General features: G+C 50.7%; 21 protein-coding genes. 13 read left to right on the top strand and 8 right to left on the bottom strand.

Annotated features, from left to right (window positions below; genetic code table 11):
- The first annotated feature begins 9 nt into the window (after positions 1-9).
- The 3 genes from napG to J3L11_RS06265 are packed head-to-tail and all read left to right on the top strand — an operon-like array spanning position 10 to position 2044.
- Entirely contained in the window at positions 10-735 is a 726-nt protein-coding gene (gene napG, locus J3L11_RS06275) for a ferredoxin-type protein NapG (RefSeq protein WP_133040374.1), read from the top strand.
- Positions 732-1616, top strand: coding sequence for a quinol dehydrogenase ferredoxin subunit NapH (gene napH / locus J3L11_RS06270; protein WP_133040373.1), 885 nt, complete (start codon positions 732-734; stop codon positions 1614-1616). The genes napG and napH overlap by 4 nt, the downstream gene beginning before the upstream one ends.
- Entirely contained in the window at positions 1613-2044 is a 432-nt protein-coding gene (locus J3L11_RS06265) for a nitrate reductase cytochrome c-type subunit (RefSeq protein WP_133040372.1), read from the top strand. Before napH ends, J3L11_RS06265 begins: the two co-directional genes overlap by 4 nt.
- Positions 2045-2162: 118 nt before the next feature.
- Here J3L11_RS06265 and J3L11_RS06260 read toward each other — a convergent pair whose 3' ends face one another.
- Positions 2163-2810: a class I SAM-dependent methyltransferase gene (locus J3L11_RS06260; RefSeq protein WP_207570497.1), complete on the bottom strand. Its 648-nt coding sequence runs from the start codon at positions 2808-2810 to the stop codon at positions 2163-2165.
- 161 nt (positions 2811-2971) lie between these two features.
- Entirely contained in the window at positions 2972-4114 is a 1143-nt protein-coding gene (locus J3L11_RS06255; protein ID WP_207570496.1) for an HDOD domain-containing protein, read from the bottom strand.
- 197 nt (positions 4115-4311) lie between these two features.
- Here J3L11_RS06255 and J3L11_RS06250 point away from each other — a divergent pair, with 197 nt between their 5' ends.
- On the top strand, positions 4312-5649 hold the full coding sequence (locus tag J3L11_RS06250) for an HD domain-containing phosphohydrolase (RefSeq protein ID WP_133040369.1): 1338 nt from the start codon (positions 4312-4314) through the stop codon (positions 5647-5649).
- A gap of 33 nt (positions 5650-5682) precedes the next feature.
- The gene (locus J3L11_RS06245) at positions 5683-6957 is read left to right on the top strand and encodes an ATP-binding protein (protein WP_207570495.1); all 1275 of its coding nucleotides are present in this window, start codon (positions 5683-5685) and stop codon (positions 6955-6957) included.
- Between the two features lie 53 nt (positions 6958-7010).
- On the opposite strand, the gene acnA is transcribed toward J3L11_RS06245, so the two are convergent.
- Positions 7011-9677 carry an aconitate hydratase AcnA gene (gene acnA, locus J3L11_RS06240; protein ID WP_207570494.1) on the bottom strand — a complete coding sequence of 889 codons (2667 nt, stop codon included), beginning with the start codon at positions 9675-9677 and terminating at the stop codon, positions 7011-7013.
- Positions 9678-9870: 193 nt separating this feature from the next.
- The gene (locus tag J3L11_RS06235; RefSeq protein ID WP_133040366.1) at positions 9871-10095 is read right to left on the bottom strand and encodes a hypothetical protein; all 225 of its coding nucleotides are present in this window, start codon (positions 10093-10095) and stop codon (positions 9871-9873) included.
- Positions 10096-10115: 20 nt separating this feature from the next.
- On the opposite strand from J3L11_RS06235, the gene J3L11_RS06230 reads away from it, so the two are divergent.
- Complete coding sequence (locus tag J3L11_RS06230; RefSeq protein ID WP_133040365.1) at positions 10116-10997, top strand: LysR family transcriptional regulator; 882 nt, start codon at positions 10116-10118, stop codon at positions 10995-10997.
- 7 nt (positions 10998-11004) lie between these two features.
- Here the strand turns inward: J3L11_RS06230 and J3L11_RS06225 are convergent, their stop codons facing one another.
- Positions 11005-11850 (bottom strand): universal stress protein, encoded by an 846-nt coding sequence (locus J3L11_RS06225; RefSeq protein WP_207570493.1) that lies wholly within the window; start codon positions 11848-11850, stop codon positions 11005-11007.
- Positions 11851-11960: 110 nt separating this feature from the next.
- Between J3L11_RS06225 and J3L11_RS06220 the strand changes: the two genes are divergently transcribed.
- Positions 11961-13172: a cation:proton antiporter gene (locus tag J3L11_RS06220; RefSeq protein ID WP_207570492.1), complete on the top strand. Its 1212-nt coding sequence runs from the start codon at positions 11961-11963 to the stop codon at positions 13170-13172.
- Positions 13173-13192: 20 nt separating this feature from the next.
- Here the strand turns inward: J3L11_RS06220 and J3L11_RS06215 are convergent, their stop codons facing one another.
- Positions 13193-15409 carry a S9 family peptidase gene (locus J3L11_RS06215; protein WP_347566501.1) on the bottom strand — a complete coding sequence of 739 codons (2217 nt, stop codon included), beginning with the start codon at positions 15407-15409 and terminating at the stop codon, positions 13193-13195.
- 203 nt (positions 15410-15612) lie between these two features.
- Between J3L11_RS06215 and J3L11_RS06210 the strand changes: the two genes are divergently transcribed.
- The 3 genes from J3L11_RS06210 (at position 15613) to J3L11_RS06200 (ending at position 19695) form a co-directional block, all read left to right on the top strand.
- Positions 15613-16602 (top strand): class 1 fructose-bisphosphatase, encoded by a 990-nt coding sequence (locus J3L11_RS06210; RefSeq protein ID WP_207570490.1) that lies wholly within the window; start codon positions 15613-15615, stop codon positions 16600-16602.
- A gap of 122 nt (positions 16603-16724) precedes the next feature.
- Positions 16725-17258, top strand: coding sequence for an inorganic diphosphatase (gene ppa / locus J3L11_RS06205; protein WP_133037778.1), 534 nt, complete (start codon positions 16725-16727; stop codon positions 17256-17258).
- Positions 17259-18222: 964 nt separating this feature from the next.
- Positions 18223-19695 (top strand): ATP-binding protein, encoded by a 1473-nt coding sequence (locus J3L11_RS06200; RefSeq protein WP_207570489.1) that lies wholly within the window; start codon positions 18223-18225, stop codon positions 19693-19695.
- Between the two features lie 663 nt (positions 19696-20358).
- Here the strand turns inward: J3L11_RS06200 and J3L11_RS06195 are convergent.
- Entirely contained in the window at positions 20359-21051 is a 693-nt protein-coding gene (locus J3L11_RS06195; RefSeq protein ID WP_133037782.1) for an LrgB family protein, read from the bottom strand.
- Positions 21048-21521: a CidA/LrgA family protein gene (locus J3L11_RS06190; RefSeq protein ID WP_189618645.1), complete on the bottom strand. Its 474-nt coding sequence runs from the start codon at positions 21519-21521 to the stop codon at positions 21048-21050. Before J3L11_RS06190 ends, J3L11_RS06195 begins: the two co-directional genes overlap by 4 nt.
- 100 nt (positions 21522-21621) lie before the next feature.
- Between J3L11_RS06190 and J3L11_RS06185 the strand changes: the two genes are divergently transcribed.
- The 3 genes from J3L11_RS06185 (at position 21622) to J3L11_RS06175 (ending at position 24487) form a co-directional block, all read left to right on the top strand.
- Positions 21622-22518, top strand: coding sequence for a LysR substrate-binding domain-containing protein (locus tag J3L11_RS06185; protein ID WP_207570488.1), 897 nt, complete (start codon positions 21622-21624; stop codon positions 22516-22518).
- Complete coding sequence (locus J3L11_RS06180) at positions 22515-23399, top strand: DUF72 domain-containing protein (protein WP_242695117.1); 885 nt, start codon at positions 22515-22517, stop codon at positions 23397-23399. Before J3L11_RS06185 ends, J3L11_RS06180 begins: the two co-directional genes overlap by 4 nt.
- 179 nt (positions 23400-23578) lie before the next feature.
- Complete coding sequence (locus J3L11_RS06175; protein ID WP_207570487.1) at positions 23579-24487, top strand: sensor domain-containing diguanylate cyclase; 909 nt, start codon at positions 23579-23581, stop codon at positions 24485-24487.
- Positions 24488-24525 lie beyond the last annotated feature (38 nt).

Genomic DNA, 24525 nt, shown 5'->3' with positions numbered 1-24525 from the left:
AGGAGACAGATGATGACCACGCAGTCGCCACCGCTTAAAGGGATCAATCGCCGCCAGTTTCTGGCGACGACGGCCCGTTATGCCTGTGCCGCTGGCTTGGTCGGCAGTGGTCTGGTGGCCATCGCTCGCGCGCAGCAATTGGGGCCGCAAGCCTTGCGGCCCCCCGCGGCCTTGGCCGAAGCGGAGTTTCTATCCGCCTGTGTGCGCTGTGGCCTGTGTGTTGAAGCTTGTCCCTATGACACCTTGCAGCTGGCACGCTGGTTTGCGCCAGCGCCCATGGGCACGCCCTGGTTTAGTGCCAGAGACATTCCTTGTGAGATGTGCGACGACATTCCCTGTGTCAAAGCCTGTCCATCTGGCGCGCTAGATCCCTCGCTACATGATATTAGTGAGGCGAAAATGGGCGTTGCGGTACTCATTGATGAAAAAGCCTGCCTTAACTTCAAGGGGCTGCGCTGTGACGTGTGTTACCGTGTCTGCCCGTTGCTGGATCAGGCCATCAGCATTGAGATGAGCCGCAACCATCACAGCGACCATCACGCGCTGTTTATTCCGGTCGTTAATAGCGACAAGTGCACGGGCTGCGGTAAATGTGAACATGCCTGTGTGCTGGATGTGCCAGCCATCAAGGTATTGCCACCTGCGCTAGCACAGGGGAAAGCTGCCGCTCACGACACATATCAGGATACCGGTAGTGTTACGCTGGAGATGCTGAACGGAGGATTCAAACCATGAGCCATCCTTCCAGCCGTTTTGCCGCAGCGGCGATTGCCCGTCTGGGATTCTGGAAAGCGCACCGGTTCTTGCTGCTGCGCCGAGCCAGCCAAATCACAGTGCTGACGCTGTTTGCTATGGGGCCGTGGGCGGGTATCTGGCTGCTACAAGGTAATCTCTCTGCCAGTCTGCTGCTAGATACGGTGCCGCTGGCCGATCCACTCACCACCTTACAGGTGTTGTTGACAGGACACTTGCCACAATTCCAGCTGCTGTTAGGAGCCATGCTGATTGGGCTGTTCTACGGTTTGCTGGGCGGTCGGGTATTTTGCAGTTGGGTCTGCCCCGTCAACATGGTCACGGATTTTGCCGCCTGGTTGCGACGGCGCTTCAAGCTGCCGCGCACGCCAGAACTGCCGGGGAAATTCCGCTACTTTATGCTGGCGCTGGTGCTGCTGTTGCCAATGCTGACAGGTTTTACCGTGTGGGAATGGCTCAATCCGGTTCCCATACTCTACCGCGCACTGCTCTTTGGCAATGTCACCGGTATCAGCATTATCGTCGCCATATTTTTAGCCGATTTGCTGCTGGCAGAACGGTTATGGTGTTCCCATGTCTGCCCTACCGGTGCCCTGTATGGACTGCTAGGTAAACTGTCCCCGGTGAAAATAGCGGCGGTGAAGCGAGAAGCCTGTAATAACTGTATGGACTGCTTCAGTGTCTGCCCAGAGCGGCAACTACTTAAACCTGCACTCAAAGGCCAACAACGGCTGATCAGCGACGCCGATTGCACCCTGTGCGGACGTTGTATCGATGTCTGCGCTGCCGAAGTTTTTCAATACAAAAACCGACTTAACAAAGAATTCCAACGATTTGCCCACAAGGCGGAGAACGAGCAATGAAAAAAAACCTCACCTTAGCTGCACTGTTGATGGTTATCGCCGGTTGCAGCGGCCAACAAGCGACTACTGCAGCCAAACCCGTTAATGTCACCTCGCTCGGCGGTAAAGCGCCAGTGACCAGCAACGCTGCCGCTGACAGCGAAGCCCAATACCCCACCCGCGGCACGGCTATTAACCGTAATTTTTCTGAGCAGCCACCATTAATCCCCCACAAAGCGGATTATCCCATCACGCTGCAACGTAATAGCTGTCTGGGTTGCCATAGCTGGGATAAAGCCTCTAAAATGAAGGCCACGCCGGTGGCAAAATCCCATGTCATTGATGATAAAGGCACACTGAAGGGCCAGAATTACTTCTGTACTCAATGTCATGTGCCACAAGCAGACAATAAACAACCGCTGGTTGGCAACAGTTTCAGCCAGCAGTAAATGGGCAAGAAATCACCTTATCTGGTGTTCCTGGGGATAAAGTGATCAGGCAAGGCTCCCACGGATCGGGGGCCTAGTCTTTTTATGATGAGAGTACATTGCGGGATAGATTGCCGCATCAGCTGGCATTTTTCTGCAGTATGACTACCCGCCGCTCATCATGAAATAGCAACGTCATACCAAAGTGCTGGCATATCCAGCGAAAACTGTCGAGATGGAAAAAACTGCAGTGGGTGGGATCACGAGTGTAGTGCCAGTCGTAAAACTGTGCGGGCGTTTGCCAACGGTCAGTCATCACCCCGAGAATGCCACCAGGTGACAAATGCTCACTTAACCGTGCGATCTCAATCGCGGGTTGATGGAAATGTTCAAAACACTCACTTGCCAGAATGAAATCATACTGTGCTCGTAAAGTGATAGGAAAAAACGCCGGATCATAATTGTCACAGGCAATTCCCTGTCGCGCCAACAACTGCGACATCGTCGGTCCTGGGCCACAGCCAAAATCCAGCCCCTGCATTGACGCTGACAACCAAGGTAGAACTGGCTGCAACAGGCGCATTAAAAACGCCACATAGCCCGCATCATCGATACTGTTGTTATGGGTGGCGTAATACGCGCGCTCGTCAGCCAGCGATAGGCGATCTGCGGCGGTCAGAAAGATCAATTGGCAGTGACGACACACCAGATAACGCCGCGCCACTCGTGCGGCTACCGCTTGTTTCTGACCACTATCACCGCAAAGCGGGCAAATCTGCGCTGACAAACATCACTCCATTGTTCCTGAAAAAACGGCGACACTTTATCACCGTCAAGCCCTATTTAGCCGCAGATTATGGCTGTTAACGGTAAAAGGATTGCGGGTGATCCACAACTAAGGGTAAGCGGCTGACTGACGCAAGGCATCTTGGGCCCGTCAGCATAATATCAGTAGCCTAGCTCATTGCTGAGACGGCGAAATCCCTCCGCAACATCTTTGCTTTCAATCATGGCCTGCAGCACCTCGGCCGCTTTGGCACCATCTAACATCAGCCGCTTCGCTAAAAACAGCATGAATGCCATCTTCCCTTCTTCGGAGTCTTCATTTGTGGGCAGATCTTGCATCATCAGGATCTGGCAAAATGCCTGGGGATATCCCCACAAGGTCAGGATATAAGCACTCAGCAGTGTGGCGTCCTCAAAGTCACTGCGGCTTTCGGGCAACTCCTCGGCCGACGTCAGTTTCAGCGTCTCCAGCAGCAGTTGACCAATGGCACTAAGCAATGCCGCCGAAAATAGCATATCCCGCTGTGCCACCGGCATACCAGCATACTGCGCTAGACGGCGGCAGTAATTGGCATGGATAAATGCCTGATCATTAATATGGCTGTGCACTGACGCTGGCAAACGGTGCCGGATATCTTCACCAATCAGCAACGTGGTGATAATTGCCTCGGTCAGCTTGGCCCCCAAACGCGTAATCGCTTCTTGTAACGACGAAGTCTGGCGACTGTAGCCCAGCAGCGCCGAGTTAGCACTTTGGATCAGCTTGCCACTGACTACCGGGTCATGAACCACCAGTTCCGCACAATCACTAAGATCAGAGTCCGGATCTGCCAGCAACTGCCGTAGTTGCATGACCAACTGCGGCATTATCGGCAACTGATTAATGCGCCCAACTCGGCGCCGATCCTCCAGCGTAAACGGCAGTTTCTGCAGGCGCTCAGCACAGTTGAATAGATGTTCCAGATCCGCTTCTCGAAACGGTTTAGAGAAAACGAAGTGGCTGTATGACTCTAACTGTTGAAACACCTCAGATGAAGCATCGGCCGTCAACAACACACGAATGGCCATCGGCAATTTATGGCTGGCCTGTTGGAGGATCTGATTACCGTTAATGCCGGGCATCACATAATCACTGACCACCACATCAACGCTCAGTTCTTTGCCGTCGCCACAAAACTCCAACCAGCGGCTAGGCTGATCACACAGCACAAAATCCCACTGAGGACGCAATCTCTTGGCGACCCGCAGCAACGCATGAAGCATCAGCATATCATCATCAATAAACACGACCTTGAGTTGACTCATGTGCGGTTTCCCTCCTGCAGCGTAAGTCACCCGACTACCATAAGCGTTGTGACAAGGTTTGTCGCCTGTCATGTCATCTACTGAGGTCACATATCAGGGTCATCAGCAGCAGACTAACTTGCTAGTATTCATTTTAGATCATAAATTTAACTGGCAACGGACAAGTGTACCAGCGACCGGGAGCAAGGAACCTGCCGATGATAGAACTGGCTAATGATACCCCAGCAACCATCCTTTGTGTCGATGATGAACCTAGCATCCTGAAGGCACTGCAAAGGTTGTTTCTCGGTCATCCCTGTGTATTGCTGTTAGCGGAAAGTGGTGAAACTGCACTGACGCTAATGCAACAACACACAGTAGAAATTATCATCTGTGATATGCGGATGCCACAGATGAATGGCGCAGAATTTCTGCAGCAGGCAGCCAAGTTGCAACCCAACGCCTACCGTATTCTAATGACGGGCTACGCAGATTTGGCATCGACAATTGCGGCGGTCAATATTGGGCGTATTCAACGTTATATCCAAAAACCATGGGACAATGCCGAGCTATTGGCCGCTGTCGACGAAGGTCTGGACTACCACCGTTTACTGCAAGCCAATAGACAACTCACCGTCCAGGTAGAGCAGCAGAATGCCCAGTTGAAGCAGCTTAACCAATCGCTGGAAGAACAGGTACAACAACGCACCCGCCAGCTAAGGCAAAGTTTGCAACAGTTGAAATCTTTGGTGGCGCAAAGAGAAAGTGAAAACGATGCCATCCTGCAGCTGCTATATAACATCATCTCCATCAATCCCCGCCTCAGTGGTGATTACGCAAGGCGCGTCAGTCAGACCTGCGGGGATCTGGCGCGAGCATTAGGCTTAAGTGCCGAGCAGCAACAGCTGATCAGCAATGCCGGGCTTTACAGTGAAGTTGGCAAACTGGGGTTCACTTCCGCCTTGTTGGACAAACCGTTTCACGCGCTGGGAACCTCAGATCACCGCTTGTATCGCTTTCATCCACAGCTTGCCGAAGAGATTATGGCTCCGGCGCAGCACCTACAGCCAATGGTAGAACTGATCCTGCACCAATATGAGCACTATAATGGTACCGGAGTGCCCGATGCCTTGAGTGAGCAGAATATTCCCTTGGGATCACGCATATTGGCCGTTGCCAGGGACTTCTGGGGGCTGATGTTCAAACGCCTCAGTGAGAATGTGCATACACATGAAGAAGCCATTGCCTGGCTGAAACGGCAACAAGGATCGGTATACGATCCTAAGCTTATCGGCATTATGGAAAAACTGTTGCAACAGCATCAACTGGATAAGCCCTCGGTAGACGATGTGCAGGGCGTTACCTTAGATCTGCTACAACCGGGAATGCAGCTAAGCCACAATTTATACAATCGGAATCAGATGCTGTTATTGCCTAAAGGCCATGTGCTCACCCAACAGTCTCTGGATAAACTGCGGGAATACCAGACCAAGCATAAAACCGTACTGCGACTGCAACTGGAATCCGCGGCAAAAGCCAAATCAGCCAACGCCTGAACCAGTTAGCAACGGTAGCAAGTAGGAGTTACTATGAACAACCATTCGCTGGCGTCACTGCTGGACAAACTGCCATTAGGGATTTGCATCGTCGACCGGAAGTATCGCATTCTCTACATCAATTCGCGTTTCAGCACGGCGTTGCAACTCCCAGCAGAAGTCCGCTTGGGAAGCTCACTACTGCATGAGTGTTCGCATCAAGCGCCGTTGTTGCAACAACATCTGGATAATGTCGCCAGCAGAACCGGAGACTCCTTTCCCTCCGATATTCATCCTCCTGAAGCCTTCGAATTTATCCCAGAAACGGATACAACAACCGACAACGTCAACGCTGTATTGCATATGGAGATAGTGCCGCTAGCCATCAACGATGGGGAGGTCAAAACCTTATGTCTGCTGCTGGATGCTGGAAGCTGCTATGCGCAAGTCAAACAACAGATGGCGCAAGAGCTCGCTGCTGGGCACGAACAGCAACAGCAACTGATGGATAAATTGGAAGCCGCTCGCGGCCAACTGGTGCAAGCAGAAAAAATGGCATCAATCGGGCAACTGGCTGCGGGTATCGCCCACGAGATTAATAATCCTATCGGTTTCATCGGCTCGAACCTACAAAGTCTGCAAGACTATGTGGAGCGTCTGCTGAATATTATCCATCACACTGAAAGTCTGCTCAATGAGCAGCAGCGGCAGCAATTGCAGCAGTTGATGGTGCAACAGCAGTTCAGTTTTATCCGCGATGATATTAAACAGTTGCTGGAAGAATCACTCGATGGCATCAATCGGGTGGCGGCAATTGTTAATAGTCTTAAGTCATTCTCCCATGTGGACAACAGTGACTGGCAATATGCCGATCTGATTGACGGGATGGAAAATACGCTAAAAATCATCAATAACCAGCTGAAATACCGGATTCAGTTACATAAGGATTATCAGCAAGGCTTACCGCTAGTGTATTGCCAGCCAATGCAGTTGAACCAGGTATTTATGAACCTGCTGATGAATGCCGCCCAAGCGATTGAAGGCAATGGCGACATCTGGATCTCTATCCATACCATGCCGCAGGATCAGGGTGTTGAAATTAGCATCAGGGACAGTGGCTGTGGTATCGAACCACAAAACCTCAATAAGATATTTGAACCCTTTTACACCACCAAACCCGTTGGCAGCGGTACAGGGCTGGGATTATCTCTGTCTTACAGCATTATCCAGAAACAGCACGGCAAAATCAGCGTCAACAGCAAAGTCGGTGAAGGCACTGAATTTGTGGTGAGAATACCACTACAAGGCGAGCGTCGTCTGCGGCAATAGTGCAAGTTTTAACACAAAAAATGGCGCTGTTTAGCGCCATTTTTTATTACCGCTTATGCGACAAGCCGGTTCAGTACATAGGTCAGCACCCCACCTGCACGGTAATAAGCAATCTCCATTTCAGTATCGAGGCGGCATAGCAAACTAATGTGCTTGCTGCTGCCATCGGCATAATGGATCACCGCGCTGATATCCTGATTGGGTTTGAGTGATGACCCCAGCCCGAGGATATCAAAGTGTTCATCGCCACTGAGTTTCAAGGTCTGACGATTTTCACCATCTTTAAACTGCAGCGGCAGCACTCCCATGCCCACCAGATTGGAACGGTGGATACGCTCAAAGCTCTCCACGATCACCGCTTTTACCCCTAAGAGCAAGGTGCCTTTGGCCGCCCAGTCACGGCTGGAGCCAGTGCCATACTCTTTGCCGGCCACCACCACGGTGGGGATCTGCGCCTGCTGGTATGCCATCGCCGCATCGTAAATGAAGCGGACCTGTTGCTCGCCACTCAGGCGGGTTACGCCGCCGGTGTGTCCAGGTACCATTTCATTACGGATACGGATATTGCCAAAGGTGCCGCGCATCATCACTTGATGATTACCACGGCGTGAACCATAAGAGTTAAAGTCCTGCTCCGCCACCCCGTGGCTGCGCAAGTACTGCGCTGCCGGGCTGTCCTTAGGGATCACCCCGGCTGGCGAAATATGATCCGTCGTCACTGAATCCCCCAGCAACGCCAATATTGCAGCACCTTTAATATCGGCCTGATTACCAGCATAAGCGGGTTCGAAGAACGGTGGCTGCTGGATATAGGTGGAGTTCGTATCAAATTGATAGGTACTACCAGTACCAGTATCAATGGCACGCCAGTTATCGTCACCACGGAACACATCGGCGTATTGTTCGCGGAACTGTTGCTGAGTGATATCCGCCAGCAATGCGGCAATCTCGGCATTCGACGGCCAGATATCTTTCAGATACACCGGATTACCCGCGGGATCCTGGCCGATAGCATCTTGCGACAGATCAATACGGGTGGTTCCCGCCAGCGCAAACGCCACCACTAGCGGCGGCGAGCACAGCCAGTTAGATTCCACCAGTGGATGAATACGGCCTTCAAAGTTGCGATTGCCCGATAGCACGGAAGACACATGAATTTTCTGTTCACTGACCGCCTGCGTTACATTGTCCGGCAATGGCCCAGAGTTGCCGATACAGGTGGTACAACCATACCCCACCAGATTAAACCCTAAGGCATCCAGTGCCGGTTGCAGCCCCGCCTTTGCCAGATACTGAGTTACCACTTTGGAACCAGGTGCTAACGACGATTTCACCCAAGGTTTACGCGCCAGCCCTTTGGCAAGGGCTTTTTGCGCCAGCAGCCCGGCCGCCAGCATTACCGCCGGGTTAGAGGTATTGGTACAGGAGGTGATGGCCGCAATCACCACATCACCGTGGTGCATTGGCATATCAGTTCCCGTCAGGGTGAAGGATTGCGACAGATCATCGCGGCCAGAAAGTTTGATGGCATCTTCGGCTGCCTGCTTCATGGCGGATAACGGCACCCGATCCTGTGGCCGCTTCGGCCCCGCCAAACTAGGTTCAACGGATGACAAATCCAGACTCAGTGTTGCCGAAAATTGCGGTGTAGGCGCACCGCTTTCACGCCACAATCCCTGCGCCTTGGTATAAGCCTCAACCAAGGCGATGGTGGTTTCATCACGACCACTCAGACGCAGATATTCTAGGGTCTTGGCATCGACCGGGAAGAAACCGCAGGTAGCGCCATATTCCGGTGCCATGTTGGCAATGGTCGCGCGATCTGCCAGCGGCAATAGATCTAGGCCGTCACCATAAAATTCGACAAACTTACCTACGACACCGTGTTGTCGCAATATTTGCACCACGCGCAACACTAGGTCTGTCGCGGTAATGCCTTCATTCAGTTTGCCTTTAAGTTCAAAGCCCACCACATCCGGTAGTTGCATTGAGATTGGCTGCCCCAGCATTGCCGCTTCGGCCTCGATACCACCAACGCCCCAGCCTAAAACCCCGAGCGCATTGATCATAGTGGTGTGACTGTCGGTGCCGACCAAGGTGTCGGGATACACCACAGTGCCAGCCTCGGTCACCTGACTCCAGACGCCTTTCGCTAGGTACTCTAGGTTAACCTGATGGCAAATACCGGTGCCCGGCGGTACCACAGAGAAATTATCAAATGCGCCTTGGCCCCATTTCAGAAACTGATAACGCTCCTGATTCCGTTGCATCTCTATCGCCACGTTTTCTTGATACGCGCTGTCAGTGGCAAATTTTTCAATGCTGACGGAATGGTCAATTACCAAGTCGACCTTGGACAATGGATTGATTTTTTGTGGGTCACCACCGCGTGCCACCAAGGCCGCTCGCATCGCCGCCAGATCGACAATCGCTGGCACCCCGGTGAAATCCTGCATCAGCACCCGCGCCGGATGGTAAGCAATCTCCTGTGAGCTGCCTTTACCATGACTATTGGCCACGGCTTCCAGTGCCGACAGTTCACAATGCTCGGTATGCAGATGCCGCAGGATGTTTTCCAGCAGAATTTTACTGCTGACGGGCAGCCTCGCCACATCGTGATAATGCGTTAACGGGCCATCAGTAAGTGAATAATAAAGGTAGGTGTTTTCGCCGACTTTTAGCTGGCGTTGGGCTTGAGCCTGAAACTTGAGCTTGGACATCACTACTCTCCCTGAGTTGAGTTTGTCTAAATCCTCGTCGTGTTTCCAGCATATGGGATCTACAGAGCTATCTCAAGGCGAAATAAAATTTTAATGATTAAAAATATATAATGTAAAAGAATTTATAGATTAGAACAGTGAAAAAAACGCCCGCTTATTCGCGGGCGATTCTGGGCTTTTGTAACTGGATGGATTAAGCTGCTTTAGCTTTTTTGTGGAAATGGAAACTGCCTTTCCACGAACCCTGATTGTTAACCTTAGCTGGTTTAGCCTTAGTTTCAGGGACTGCGGCAGTCGCAGCTTCGTAAAGGGCGCTTACCCAACCACACTGTGCGGATTTCATGGCAAATTCCTCTGTTCTTTGTCTGTATACGACTTTAGTATTAGAACGGCTATAGGTAAAATGAATTAATTCCATAGGTAGGATTCCATAATAGAATGAATATCCCAATCAAGACATTGCATTGCTTTTTACGACTGGTGGAGATCGGCAACTTTACCCGGGCAGCCGAACAGTTGTATCTGACCCAGCCGACATTAAGCAAAATGATCCAGCGGCTGGAAGAAACTCTGGATCAGCAGTTGTTGATCCGTAGTAATCAAAAGGTGGAACTGACCCAAGCGGGACAGATTTTTCACGCCAGTGCCAGCCAAATCATCGGGCAGTGGCATCGTATGGAACAGGATCTGGCAAACCTTTCCGGCCTGAAGTCAGGCCATCTACGCTTGGGCGTGTGCCCGATGATGAGCACGCTGACGATAGATCTGCTGACCAAGTTCCGCCAGACTTATCCTGGCGTTGAATTGCACATGCAAGAATACGGCGGTTTTGGTTGTGAGCAGGCATTATTGGCCGACTCACTGGATATTGCCTTTACCGCCTTGCCAGTGACCAACTCCGAACAGTTATCGGCTTCGCCGCTACAGGGGTATCCACTCAAAGTATGTCTACCCAATGAACATCCACTGACCGTCAAAGACCGCATCAGTTGGCAGGACTTAGCGCAATATCCGTTCATTCTGTACAACGAAGATTTCTCGCTGGCAAAATTGTTTGCCCGCCTCACCAAAGAAGCAGGGGTGACCCTGAACATTGCTTTTCGTAGCGGTCAGTGGGATTTTCTCGGTGCCATGGTGGAAGAAGGCATGGGCGTCGCTATTTTGCCAGAACCCATCTGCAACAAACTCGATAAAAGCCGACTGGTATTCCGGCCAATGGAGAAAGATCTGTTCTGGCAGATTGGACTTATCTGGCGTAATAACCTGCCATTAACGCCTGCGGCTGAGGCGCTGCTGACACTGAGTCGTCATCGCTCTTAGGTAGCAATCAACTGGAGCTTGGAATGACCAACACATCACTGCGGCTGCGTAGCAGGATCTGTTCAGCGGTATTACCAAGCATCCAGCCCATCAACCCTTTACGTTGGCGGACGCCCATCACCAGGTAGTCGCTCTTGAGCCGACAAGCCAATTGATACAGGCACAAGTCTGGTTCGCCGCCGATGATATGGATCTGTTCTTTCGGCAGCCCTATTTCGGCCAGTGTTAACTGATGACGCCGATAAGCATCCTTCACCAACTGCTGCACATTCAGCACTTCCAGATCGCGGATCAATCTGGGAATTCGCAAAATATAGGCTAAATGCAGTTGGCCGCCGGTAGCCTCCGCCAGCGTTCTGGCGTGTTGCAGCACTTGCTGATTAAGTTGCTGTTTTTGTGGATTTTCAGTGTCCAGATCCAGCGCCATCAACACACTGTTACCACGCTGCAACGGATTTTGTGTCAACAACATCACCGGCACTTTGGTGGTACGCAAGAGTTGCCAATCGGTCGGTAACATATGTTCACTCGCGTGGATACCTTTGACGATCAGATCAAAGCCTTCATTGGCGGCATATTCGCAAGCGTGTTCATAAAGGTACTTACACCACACCACGTGTAATGGCACATCGCCTGCGTCTAGTTGCTGTAAACGCTCTAGCAGTTGCTGCTGTTTATGCTGCTGCAATTGCTGTTTGGCTTCTTCATAAATAATTGGATCACCATAAAAGTACTCATAGCAGTAGGCAAAAATCTCTGGCGACTTTTGCAACATTTTCGCCAGTTGCAAGCCCTTGGTGATGACATCGGTGTGCGCGGATTCGTGCGGTTCGATAATAAATAGTTTACCCATCTGATTTCTCCCGTATTTCTACTGGTGTTTAAGCAGAAATTGGACTCTACTCAATAGGTGGGGGATTGATGCAAACCCTCTGATTAAGTGTATCAAAGCGGGGGCAAAACGTGCCGATAGATGACCTGCTAATCGCGTTGTTTTTGATCTTGCTACTGTCTCGGTTACTGGGAGAAACCTGTCAGCGCTTTGGTTGGCCGGTAGTGGTGGGGGAAATTGCCGCTGGAGTACTGCTTGGGCCATCAGCGTTAGGCTGGCTGACCCCGAATCCGTTACTCGCCAATATTGCCGAGCTGGGGATTATCCTGCTGCTGTTCAGTATTGGCAGCGAAACCTCCATCAAACGCCTGTATCACGCCGGTTCACAGGTATTGCTGGTCGCCTTAATTGGTATTGTGCTACCGCTGCTATTCACCGGACTGGCGGCGTTTTATTGGTTATCACTGCCCCCGTTTGCCGCGCTGTTTTACGGCTGTGCCCTCACCGCCACTAGCATCGGTATTTCATTACGGGTGTTGAAAGATGCCGGGCAACAACAGCAACACAGCAGCCAGATTATTCTCGGCGCGGCGGTGGCGGATGATATCGCCGGGGTGATTCTGCTGAGTTTGCTGTTTAGCTTTGCCTCCGGTACCGGAGTCGCACCACTGCCCCTGTTCAAACTGGTGCTGACCTTGTTGGTATTTCTGGTATTTGCCCCGCCGCTGGGCCGACTGTTGATCTATCTGCTGCGGTTTGCCAGCGGTCATGCTCACAATGAAGGTTATGAAGCGGTGGTGATGCTGGCGCTGATCTGCCTGTTTGCCTGGCTGGCCCATCATGCGGGCGCGCCAGCGCTGCTTGGTGGTTTTTCTGCGGGGTTAGCATTATCGCGGCAGTTTGTCTGGCCCTGGCAGCGTTATCTGCAAAATCCTTTTGCCTTTACCAATAAGCTGGAACATGCCATGCAACCACTCACCGAGGTGTTTGCGCCAGTATTTTTTGTTTATGTTGGCATCAGTATTGATGTTAGCCACCTGCAACTCAGCGGCACCGACTTACTGTGGTTAGCTGGCATAGTATTGCTGGCGCTGGCGGGCAAACTACTGGCGGGCTTGGCGGTACAAGGCCCGTGGCGCGATAAGTGGCTGGTGGGGAGTGCCATGATCCCACGCGGCGAAGTCGGGTTAGTGTTTGCCCAATTCGGCCAGCAATTACAGATTATCTCTACCGATATTTTTACCGGACTGGTGTTGGTAATTGCCATAACCACCTTGTTGGGGCCGCTGTTACTGAAAACCCTGCTGTCCCATAACAATCATTCACAAAAAACGCCGCAGTAGCGGCGTCTCTTGATTATCAGTTAGTGGTTATGCAGCTTAAACTGCCGCTCTAGAAAATCGGTCAGCGATTTGTACAGATGCGTTTTGACCTGATTGCCACGCATGGAATGCTTGGCGCCTGGATAATTGATCATCTCAAACAATTTGCCGTCATCCTGCAACGCCTTGTAAACGCGGGTGCTGTTTTCAAACAGCACGTTGTCATCGGCCATGCCGTGATACATCAATAAACCGCTTTGATAACTGCCGATATAAGGCAGCACACTGCTTAAGCGATAGCCTTCGGCATTATCATGGGGATTGCCCAGATACCGTTCGGTGTAGTGCGTGTCGTACAGCGACCAGTCGGTGACCGGTGCGCCGCTGATCGCTACCTTGAAGTCATCCGGCGCCTTCAACTTACACATCAGCGCCATGTAGCCGCCATAGCTGTGACCATAAATGGCGATCTTGTCAGCATCCACCCACGGCAAAGTCCGCAGATATTCCACGCCTTGCTTTTGATCGGCCACTTCGGCAACCCCAAGTTGTTTATAGATCACCTGTTCAAAACGCAGCCCGCGATGACCAGAACCCCGGTTATCCAACTGGAACACCGCAAATCCTTGCTGCAACAGATATTGGGTGAAGTAATCCTGGCTGCTCCAACTGTTCACCACTAGCTGCGCATGCGGGCCACCATACACCCGCACTAACACCGGATATTGCTTGTGCGCATCAAAATTAACGGGCTTGAACAACCGATAGTGCAAGGTCTGCCCATCTTCTGCGGTTAATGTGCCAAATTCGGGTAACTGCCATAGGCCAGCATATTGATACAGCGGGTGCCCTGGTTTGACGGCATTTTCTTCCACCCACGCCAGACGCTTGCCCTCAGCGTCATGCAAACTCACCTGTGGCGGCTGTGATAACGAGTCAAAGTAATCCAAATACACCGCTTTATTATCGGCAAATACCGCTTGGTGCATCCCATGCCGGGTTGATAAACGGGTCAAATCGCTGCCATCGAAACGCACTTTATACAGTTGCTTCTCGATATCACTGTCTTTACGGCCAGTGAAATATACCCAGCCCTGTTTTTCATCCACATGGCTGATGCTATCGACCGCCCAGTCACCGTGGGTCAATTGCAGTTTTACCTTGCCATCGGCGGCAAACAGATAGATATGCTTAAAACCACTGCGTTCTGAGGTCCACAAGAAGCCGCCCTGCTTGAGGAAATGCAGATCGTCATTGAGATTAATCCAGATGTTATTGCGTTCCGCGACCAGCGTTTGCGGCGTTTTGCTTGAGTGCACATCCACAACGCGCAGGTCTAATTGCTGCTGGTTGCGGCTTTGCCATTGGAATGACAGATGACGGCTGTCCGGCAGCCATTTTACCCGCGGCAGATAAAAATCCGTGTCTTGGCCCAAATCAATCCATGTCACCTTTTGCTGCGGCAGTGCAATTACCCCGAGCTTTATCTGCACATTCGCAGTGCCCGCAGCCGGGTAACGTTGCTGGGTCAGCTTGATACCGTCGGCATAAATTTCATTACGGGTGACTTCTTCTACCGGTGATTCATCCACCCGGTTAAAGACAATCGCCGATTCATCGGGCGCCCACCAGTAGCCCGTCATACGCCCCATCTCTTCCTGCGCCACAAATTCGGCCATGGCGTTTTTAATCACGCCACCACCGTCTTTAGTCAGTTGCGTGAGTTTGTCGTTCGCCAGTGTCAGTAGCCACAGGTTCTGTCCGGCAACAAAGGTGACATAGTGCCCCTTGGGTGACAATTTGGCATCGGTGGCAAAACCATCGCCTGTCGGCAATAACCGCACTTTGCCATCGGCCAGCGTGTAATAATAGAGTTTACCGGCTGACGGGATCAGCAGCGCTTTGCCATCATCGGCCCAGGCGTACTCCATGATGCCTTCACCATAAATCCGCTGCCGTTCGCGGCGGGCTTTTTCCTCATCAGATAATTCGCCCTGCTGTAATTTAGACGCATCCAGCAACATACTGACCTTGCCGCTAGCCACATCCATTTGCCACAGATCGTAAAAATGCAGATTATCCTTGCGCCCCACCAGAAAAGTCGCCCGCGAGCCATCCGGTGACAACTTCAGTTGCCGGGGGCTACTGCCCGCCAGATCCGGCGAATCATAAAGCCGATCTACAGTGAGTGGCTCGCGGCCGCCGTTAAGGGTTTGCGCGCTGCTGGCCGCGCTGCCAAGTGAGAGTGGAATTGCCATAAGTACAGAGTAAATCCAGTGTCGGGTCATGTTATTGTTATTCCATTAGCTATGTATCAGAAAGCGCCTGATAACTTTAGCGCTCCATTCTGCCTTATTTTTTTACGGATGGACAAACCTGCCATGTAACCGCTGAAAACTGTGGATTTTTGCGCTATGATTGCCCCCCAGGATCGGCTCCCGAATTCACATAAGGAAACAGCATGCAAACCCTGGCTCAAACCTTAGCCACTCAAGCTATTCCGGCATCGCTGGCGCAACTGCTCCAGACCCTCGCCTCGACCTCTGTCGCTATCAGCAACGCCGTGCGCCGTGGGGCATTGGCTGGCGTCCTCGGCAGCACTGACCACGAAAACGTGCAGGGTGAAACCCAGAAGAAACTGGACGTGATCACCAATGAGATGCTGAAGGATGCGTTGCGTGCCGACGGTACGGTGCGGGCATTGGCGTCTGAAGAGGAAGATTTCCCAGTAGTGCTTGGCGATCACGGTGATTATCTGGTGTGTTTTGACCCGCTGGATGGTTCATCCAATATCGATATCAACTCGCTGGTCGGCACTATTTTTTCCGTGTTACCCGCGCCACAAGGTGAGGTAAGCGAGCAGAGTTTCCTGCAAAGTGGTCGCCATCAAGTGGCTGCCGGTTATGTGTTGTATGGCCCGGCCACCATGCTGGCGCTGACCACCGGCCACGGTGTGCAGCTGTTTACTCTTGACCCACAAAGTGGTGAATATCTGCTGACCAATCCGGCGGTCAGCATCCCCAAAGACACCGCCGAATTTGCCATCAATATGTCCAACCAGCAGTTCTGGGAAGCGCCGATGCAGACTTATATTGGCGACCTGCTGCTGGGTAAAATCGGCCCGCGTGAAAAGTCTTTCAATATGCGCTGGATTGCCGCCATGGTAGGCGATGTGCACCGAGTACTGAGTCGTGGCGGTATTTTTACCTACCCAACCGACCACAAGAATCCGCAGAAACCATACAAACTGCGCTTAATGTACGAAGCCAACCCCATGTCGTTACTGGTGGAACAGGCGGGCGGTAAATCCAGCACCGGTTACCAGGATATTCTGGATATTCAGCCACAAGCGATTCATCAACGGGTAGCGGTTATCCTCGGTTCAGCCAACGAAGTGGCGACCTGCCTGGAATACCACAGCCTTGACTACAGCGAAGAACCAGAACTGTAATGACTCACGACCCGGCGGCCTGCCAGCGTTGGCAAGCCGCTAAATCGCGTTATAATAGCCGCCACATGACGCTAATCGCGGCGATATCGCCAAGATTCCACTGATAGTGAAAGGACAAATAAATGAGCTTACTTGCTGTGCCTGCGGGCAAATCCCTGCCAGACGATATCTATGTCGTGATCGAAATTCCTCAGAACCACGATCCCATCAAGTATGAAGTAGACAAAGACACCGGCGCGCTGTTTGTAGACCGCATGATGACTGCGCCCATGTTTTACCCATGCAACTACGGCTACGTGAACCAGACCCTGAGCCTGGATGGTGACCCAGTTGACGTGCTGGTACCAACTCAGTACCCACTGCAACCCGGTAGCGTGATCCGTTGCCGCCCGGTTGGCGTGTTGAAGATGACCGACGAATCTGGTGAAGATGCCAAAATCGTGGCCGTACCACATGACAAAGTTTCTAAAGAATACAAACACATCCAAGATGTGAACGATCTGCCAGCACTGCTGAAAGCGCAGATCAAACAGTTCTTTGAACACTACAAAGATCTGGAAGAAGGCAAATGGGTAAAAGTTGACGGCTGGGAAGATGCCGCTGCTGCCCGTGCGGAAATTCTCACCAGTGCAGAACGTTACAATCAAGGTAAGTAATTTACCTTTGGTTGGCCGTTTGCTGGAAAAAGCCCGCCTTGCGGGCTTTTTTGTTTTTGTAGCCTGACGGCTACTGTAGGCAATAGGCTTCGCCTATGCAGCTGCGCTGCCAAAGTCGTGAGCTTTCGCGCTCACACTACGAGACAAGGGGGCTGATCAGCCTCGAATAACATCCATGTTAAACGGCCAGCTTGCCATCCATGGCTCGCGCTCATGAACACACTCATCATCGATGAGCATTCGCCCTTATAAATCCCCTTGCTGCCCCAACGTCGCGAAACGCTACGGGCTTATGGTTTGCCATTTTCGCAAATCGCGCTGATTCGTCATCCATGACTCACCATCGTTTCTCGGCATCCATGCCTCGATTGCTCAATGGCTGCCCAACGCTCCTTCGCCGCGCCGAGGGGTAATCGGAGTTGCTTGAAAGTTGGCACTTTCATCTGTTTAGCGAGCTGTTGCTTGCATAAACTTGTGTTTTAAATCGCCTGCAGCGGGCGAATGCACACGCATCCTTGTGGCACGCTGTGAATATGTCCCTATAAGCTCGACGCCAGCATCCATGCTGGCGACGACCACAAGTCCACATGTGCTGTGAATTCTCGGCATTCTTCTGTAAGCACTGCGGTGTTTTTAGCTTTCTAAAACACGTTACGTTTGCTGTTTTGGTGAATGTCTCGATTGCTTAATGGCTGTCCAACGCTTCTTCGCAGCGCCGAGGGGAATGGGTGTTGCTTGCCGTCACAGCTGCCGTCCCAGCTCAATGTCGTATTTTCTGCAGCGGTTCTATCAAACTGTCGCTTTTTCACCATTCCTAGATCGAATCTTATACATTTTTCTATTGTGTTCAGTGAGATATACGCATAAGTTGAGCAGTAAACATGCGTGAAATGCGACATGATGTCGTGATTAATTCCAACATTACAAGTTGATAATAATTCATTGCTTTGTATAAGGACTTTAATTGAAAGCCATAAGTATTTTGTCTTTAGCGCAAGCATATAATTCACTAGAAGCTGAAACCTATGCGAATTTGTTGCGCCATTACGATATCAGCATTAAGAATGACGAGGCTAATGACCTGTCGAGTTTAGTAGGGAATTTATATTCAATTTATCAAAATGCTGTTATTTTTAATGAGTTTTATGTTGGTTATAAAATTCCCCAGATTGGAAAAGAGTTTGATTTATTAAGACTTGGCGAGAACTTCATTGTTAATGTGGAATTAAAACGAATTAGTTCGATAGAGAAAATTCAGACACAGCTACTTAGGAACAAATATTACTTATCTACTTTCGGCAAGCCTCTATGTAACTTCACTTTTGTTTCAAGTACAAACGAATTGTATTTTTTAAACGACAGCAATGTTGTTCAGTTGGTTGAGATTTCTTACCTTATCCAAGTCTTGGGTGCTCAAGTGGTCGACTATGTCGACGATATAGATAAGCTATTTAACCCCTCAGTCTACCTTGTGTCACCGTTTAATTCGACAGACAAATTTATAAATGATGAATATTTTCTCACTCTTCAACAAGAAGAAATAAAAAGAAGCGCCCTTGATTCATTAACGAAAAATTGGCAATCAAACTTCATCTCAATTACCGGCAGTGCGGGCACCGGTAAAACTTTGTTGGTATATGACATAGCTAAGAGTTTAATTGGAGCAAACAATAAAGTTCTGATTATACATTGTGGCAATTTGAATGATGGCCAAGTAAGACTAAAAACAGAATATAATTGGGATGTTATTCCAATAAAGCACTATCGTAGCTTCGATTTGTCGATTTATAACATGATTATCATTGATGAAGCACAACGAATTAAGCCACAGCAGCTTGAAGAAATAGTTAATACTGTAAAATCAACGAATGGTAATTGTGTGTTTTCTTATGACAAAATTCAAACACTATCCACTACAGAAGAATATCGAAACATAGATGCTCACATCAACAATATTGACCAAATTATTTCATATAAATTAACAGAAAAAATACGAACAAATAAGGAAATTGCATCCTTCATAAAGGCGCTTTTTAATAAAAACAAGAAAACATCTAGCAATAATAGAGGGAATGTAGAATTAAACTATTTTAGCACCACCGAAGACGCTAAATACTTTCTTGACTCAATAAGTAATCAAGGTTGGGAGGTTCTAAGGTTCACTCCTTCCCAATACAACAAAGAGCACCACAAAAGTTATTTTTCCGTTTATAACAAAGCATCCCATGGCATTATTGGGCAAGAATTCGACAATGTGGCCGTTGTTATTGATCAGTTCTTTTCTTACTCAAATACTGGTGAATTAATGTATAGAGGTGGCTCATATTACCACCCTGTAAAAATGCTATTCCAAAACATTACTCGTACTAGGAATAAATTAAGTATAGTTATAATAAACAATAGTGAGCTATTGAACAGATGTATTGCTATTGTCTAATAATAAGTTATATCGTGTATTTTAATATTACACCTAACAAGGCAAATTCACGCGGACAGTCAAAAGCGTCGCTTCGCTCCGTTTTTCCTGCCGGTGATTTGCGACGTTAAGTGGAATGAAAAATTCCCCCATTTTGCCGCGTTTGAAACTCTGAATTATCAAGCAACACCAATTCCCCTTCGGCGCGGTGGAGGTGCGTTGGGCAGCCATTGAGCAATCGAGGCATGGATGCCGAAGAAGCCGCGCCGAGGAATGGATTCCGAGTTGGCGGCGATTTGCGAAAATGGCAAACCAGAAGCACCGCAGCGTTTTGCGCCGTGGGGCGGCAAGGGGATCGATAAGGGGGCGAAGCCGTCTAGCCCCCTTATCTCGCAGTGTGAGCGCGACAGCTCACGACTTTCGCAACCACAGGTTGCAATCACGCAGTGATAAATCTTAGGCGCACCAGTTGGCAGGGAGCAGCCTACACATCCAACCTTCGACTGAAATCCCAAATTTCAGGCAAAAAAAACCGGTGGGGGGAACCACCGGCGTAAACGCAACATGAAGACCTGAGAGACTCAGGATCAATTTGCCTGATTGGGGTTTCAGGCGATGATTACCAAATCCCAAAGGACGGTAATCAAACTGTGAGCCACCACCATAGGCAGTGACCGCAAAACTTTACGAAAAAATCCACGCAAACACTGGCGCGCCAATCACCATGGTGATACCAGCAAAAATCATAGTCAGGCTGGCAACCACGCCTTCCTGCTGACCGATTTCCGTGGCCTTGGCGGTGCCAGAACCGTGAGCCGAGGCGCCCAAGGCCACCCCTTTACCCAACGAGGTATGAATATGTGCCAGACGAAACAGCGGCTCACCAATCACCATACCGATAATCCCGGTCAGCATTACTAGCATCGCGGTCAATTCTGGCACCCCACCAAAAGACGTGGTTGCCTGCATGGCAAACGGGGTAGATACCGAACGGACCAACACGCTGTGACTCAACTCAGCCGGTAACGGTACCACCTGCACCAACAACCAAGTGGAGGTCAAGCCAAACATCACCCCCGCCAAAACACCGAGGCTGATGGTAATAGGATACCTACGCACCAACTGCCGTTCACGGTAGATAGGCAAGGCGAAAGCCACGGTGGCCGGGGCCAGCAAAGTCACCAGCCAATGGGTATATTCAAAATAGGTCGGCAATGGGATGGACAACATCACCACCATCACAATTACGACCACTGGTGCCATAATGCTAGGCAACAACCACCAAGTTTTATGACGACGATACAGAGCCTTGGCTGCATAGTAACTGGCAACAGTCACAATCAGACTTAACAACGCCAACAATGTTGACTGGCTCATAGACTGATATTACCTCTCGCTTTTTGCCGCGCCATCTGCCGTTTAAGGTTTAATTTGCGCTCGAAACGGAATACCCTATCCACCACGAAACCGGTGCTGAGCAATACGCTGGCAGAGCCAACGACCAGGGTGAACAGAATATTCAGACCGTAGTGTTCCAACAGATTTTCGTACTTCAGTACCGAAATCATCGGGGGAATAAAGAACAGCAACAGGTCGCCAATAAACCATGCGGCACCGAGTTGCAGCGCTTTTTCTGGAATAATTTTCAGTGCCAGTGCCAACAGCACTACAAATAAGCCGATAACACTGCCGGGGATCGGCGAGTGGATCGCGGCGGCAATGGCATGTGCCCCCCAAGCCAGTAGGCAGATAAAACCGATCTGCAACAACGCCACGCTGTAATGCTTGCTTTGGGCAAGCAACAAACGGTTACGGTGACCGTGGGACGAACGAAGAGAGCTTTGCATCACACCACCAAAAAATTCCTTATTGGCAGCTATTGTAGGGTGGCAATTTAGATAAAAAAAATGAATATTAATAATAGATAGGATTCCTATAGGTTATTGTATGGACCTCAAAGTTATTCGTTATTTTATTGAGATTGTCGATCACGGGGGCTTTGCCAAAGCCGCCGAAGCCATTCATCTGACTCAGCCTGCCCTATCGAAGGCGATTAATCAGCTGGAAGAGGAGTTGGACTTAGTGCTGCTGGAGAGGGGTAAGCGCGGCAGCCAACTGAAGCCGACGGCCTCTGGTGAAGTGGTGTACCGTTATGGCATGCAACTGCTGAAGGTCAGGCAGGAGATGCACCGTGAGTTAGAGGCACAACGTAGCCTCAATGCCGGAGAGTTGCATCTAGGGTTGGCCCCCTTAGGCAGTGCTGAGATCTTTGCGCCGGTAATCGCCCGCTATCGCAGTCTGTATCCCAAAATTGCCATGCAGTTGTTTGTCCGTGGCGGCATAGAACAAACGATTGCCCTGAAGAAACGCGAAGTAGAATTAGCCACCGGTATCATTTCATTTGACGAAGAGTTCGAGGGGTTCTGCATCCGCCGCAACCCTATGGTCGTGGTGGTCCCCAAACAACATGCGCTCGCCAACCAACCGCAGTTAACACTCAAACAGCTGGAAGAAACCCCGCAAATTCTGTTTGATGAGGAATATGCCTTACATGAACTGGTGTTCAAGGGCTGCGTTAACGCTGGGTTTATTCCCAAAGTAGCGACAAAGGTCAGCCACCCAGATTTTGGGATTACGCTGGTGGCGGCCGGTACTGGCGTGATGATTATGCCGGAGTTTATTGCAGCACGACATGCCGTTGCCGGAGTGAACCGGGTGCCACTCTCCACGGATGACCTGATATGGGAGCTGTCGCTGTTCTGGCGTAAAGGACATCCGTTATCCTTTGCAGCACAAGCGATGGTCACGTTGATCCATGAACAGTTAGCCGCAGAGCCTGTATGACAACCAGCACGGCGTTGCGTATCGGCATGGCGATGTGGTCTCACCACCACTGGCAAGACAGTGTTTATGGCGGTAATGCGGCCACCACTGAGCGCCTAGCGCGTTATGCCCAAGTGTTTAACAGTGTTGAAGGCAACACCAGCTTTTATGCGACGCCGTTGCAGACCGTGGCCGCAGATTGGGCGGCGGCAGTGCCAGCATCATTTCGCTTCACCTTCAAGTTGCCACAGACCATTACCCATCAATTGCAGCTACGCCATTGCCGTGATGAATTGCGCGCCTTTTTCGGCGCCATGGCGCCATTAATGCCGCTTACCGGCATGTGGCAAATCCAGTTACCTGCCGCATTTGGCCCAGCAGCATTGCCACAACTGCAAGCCTTCCTGCCTTGGCTACCGCAAGGCTTAACACTGGGCGTGGAAGTACGCCACCCAGCATTTTTTGCCAAAAGGCAGGCGGAAACCCAGTTAAACCGTTGGTTAGTCAACGAAGGCGTCAACCGCATTATCATGGACAGCCGTCCGGTATTTGCCGCCGACGCCGATAATCCGGTGATACGGGAAGCACAGCGCAAGAAGCCGCGAGTGCCAGTACATGCCATTGCCACCGCCCAGCAACCTGTGGTGCGCTTTATTGGACAACTGGATCTGGATAACAGTGAACAACTATTCACGCCCTGGCTGGCAAAACTCAGTCAGTGGCTGGATGAAGGCCGCACGCCCTATCTGTTTGTGCATACCCCGGACAATATTGCAGCGCCGCAACTCGCCGCACGCCTATGGCAATCCCTGAGCGATTATCGCTTGAACCACGGACTATCGCCGCTCAGAGCGCTGACGCTCCCTCGCACTGAGCGGCCACAACTGCATCTGTTCAGCTGATACCCGAGGCTGGGGAGTTAAAGGTATCAACCCATCGAGCAGCCTTCTTTCACTATGACCATTGTGGCATCTGTTGCTCAAGCTAGCAGTGTTAGTTACCTGTTAAGGCGCACATTTTCTGTAGCAACTATACGCCGGTGAATTACACTGGTAATGACGGACAACTGTAGGGAGATGCAATGTTTTCGTTGAAGCAAACGCAAGCAATTTTGACAGCACTGCCCGATCCCGTATTCATTCTCACCCGCAGCGGTAAATATGCGCATATTCTGGGAGGCACCGATACCCGCTACTACCACAATGGTTCCGCGTTAATTGGTCGTTTTTTCTCAGAAGTATTAGTTGCTGAAAAGGCCAACTGGTTTATGCAACAGATAGCGCTGGCGCTGCAATCCGGACAAATGCTGGTTGTCGAATACCAACTGGCGGGATCGGATGTGCTGGGCTTGGAAGACGGTCCCGACGAACCCATCTGGTTTGAAGGCCGCATACAACCGTTAGCATTTCAGATAGACGGTGAAGACGCGGTGCTATGGGTCGCCAGCAATATTACCGCCCGCCACCAGTTACAGCAGCGACTGCTGCATCTTAGTGAAGTTGATGAGCTGTCCCACTTATATAACCGCCGTAAGCTGCGCAGCCAACTAGACAGTCAGTTCAGCCTGTTCCACCGCCACCAAACGCCTTGCAGTCTGCTGGTTTTTGACCTGGATTTTTTCAAACAACTCAACGATGCCTGCGGTCACCCCACTGGGGACTGTGTGATTGAAGCGGTAGGTCGCGTTTGTTTGCAAACGGTGCGCGAAGAAGATCTGGCAGCTCGTTACGGCGGTGACGAATTTGCGGTACTGATGCCACACACCAACACTCAGCAAGCGTGGAGTCTGGCAGATCGCTTGCGACGCAAAATCCAGCATGTGTTGTTGCAGATGGACCTGCCGCAAATCTGCACCAGCATCAGTGGCGGCATCAGTGAATTTTTACCATCGGACGAAAAGGTGGAAGCCATTATCCAGCGGGCAGATCGTGGGCTATATATGGCAAAGAATCTGGGGCGCAACCGTATCTGTTGCGAGCATCCAGACTAATTCAGACACAAAAAAGCCGGCGTATTGCCGGCTTCTGC

Origin of the sequence: Shewanella sp. 4t3-1-2LB, from assembly GCF_017368415.1 — a bacterium.
Classification (GTDB): Bacteria; Pseudomonadota; Gammaproteobacteria; order Enterobacterales; family Shewanellaceae; genus Shewanella; species Shewanella fodinae.
Note: the sequence above shows the minus strand (reverse complement) of the source record. Positions and strands in the feature narration are given on the sequence as shown.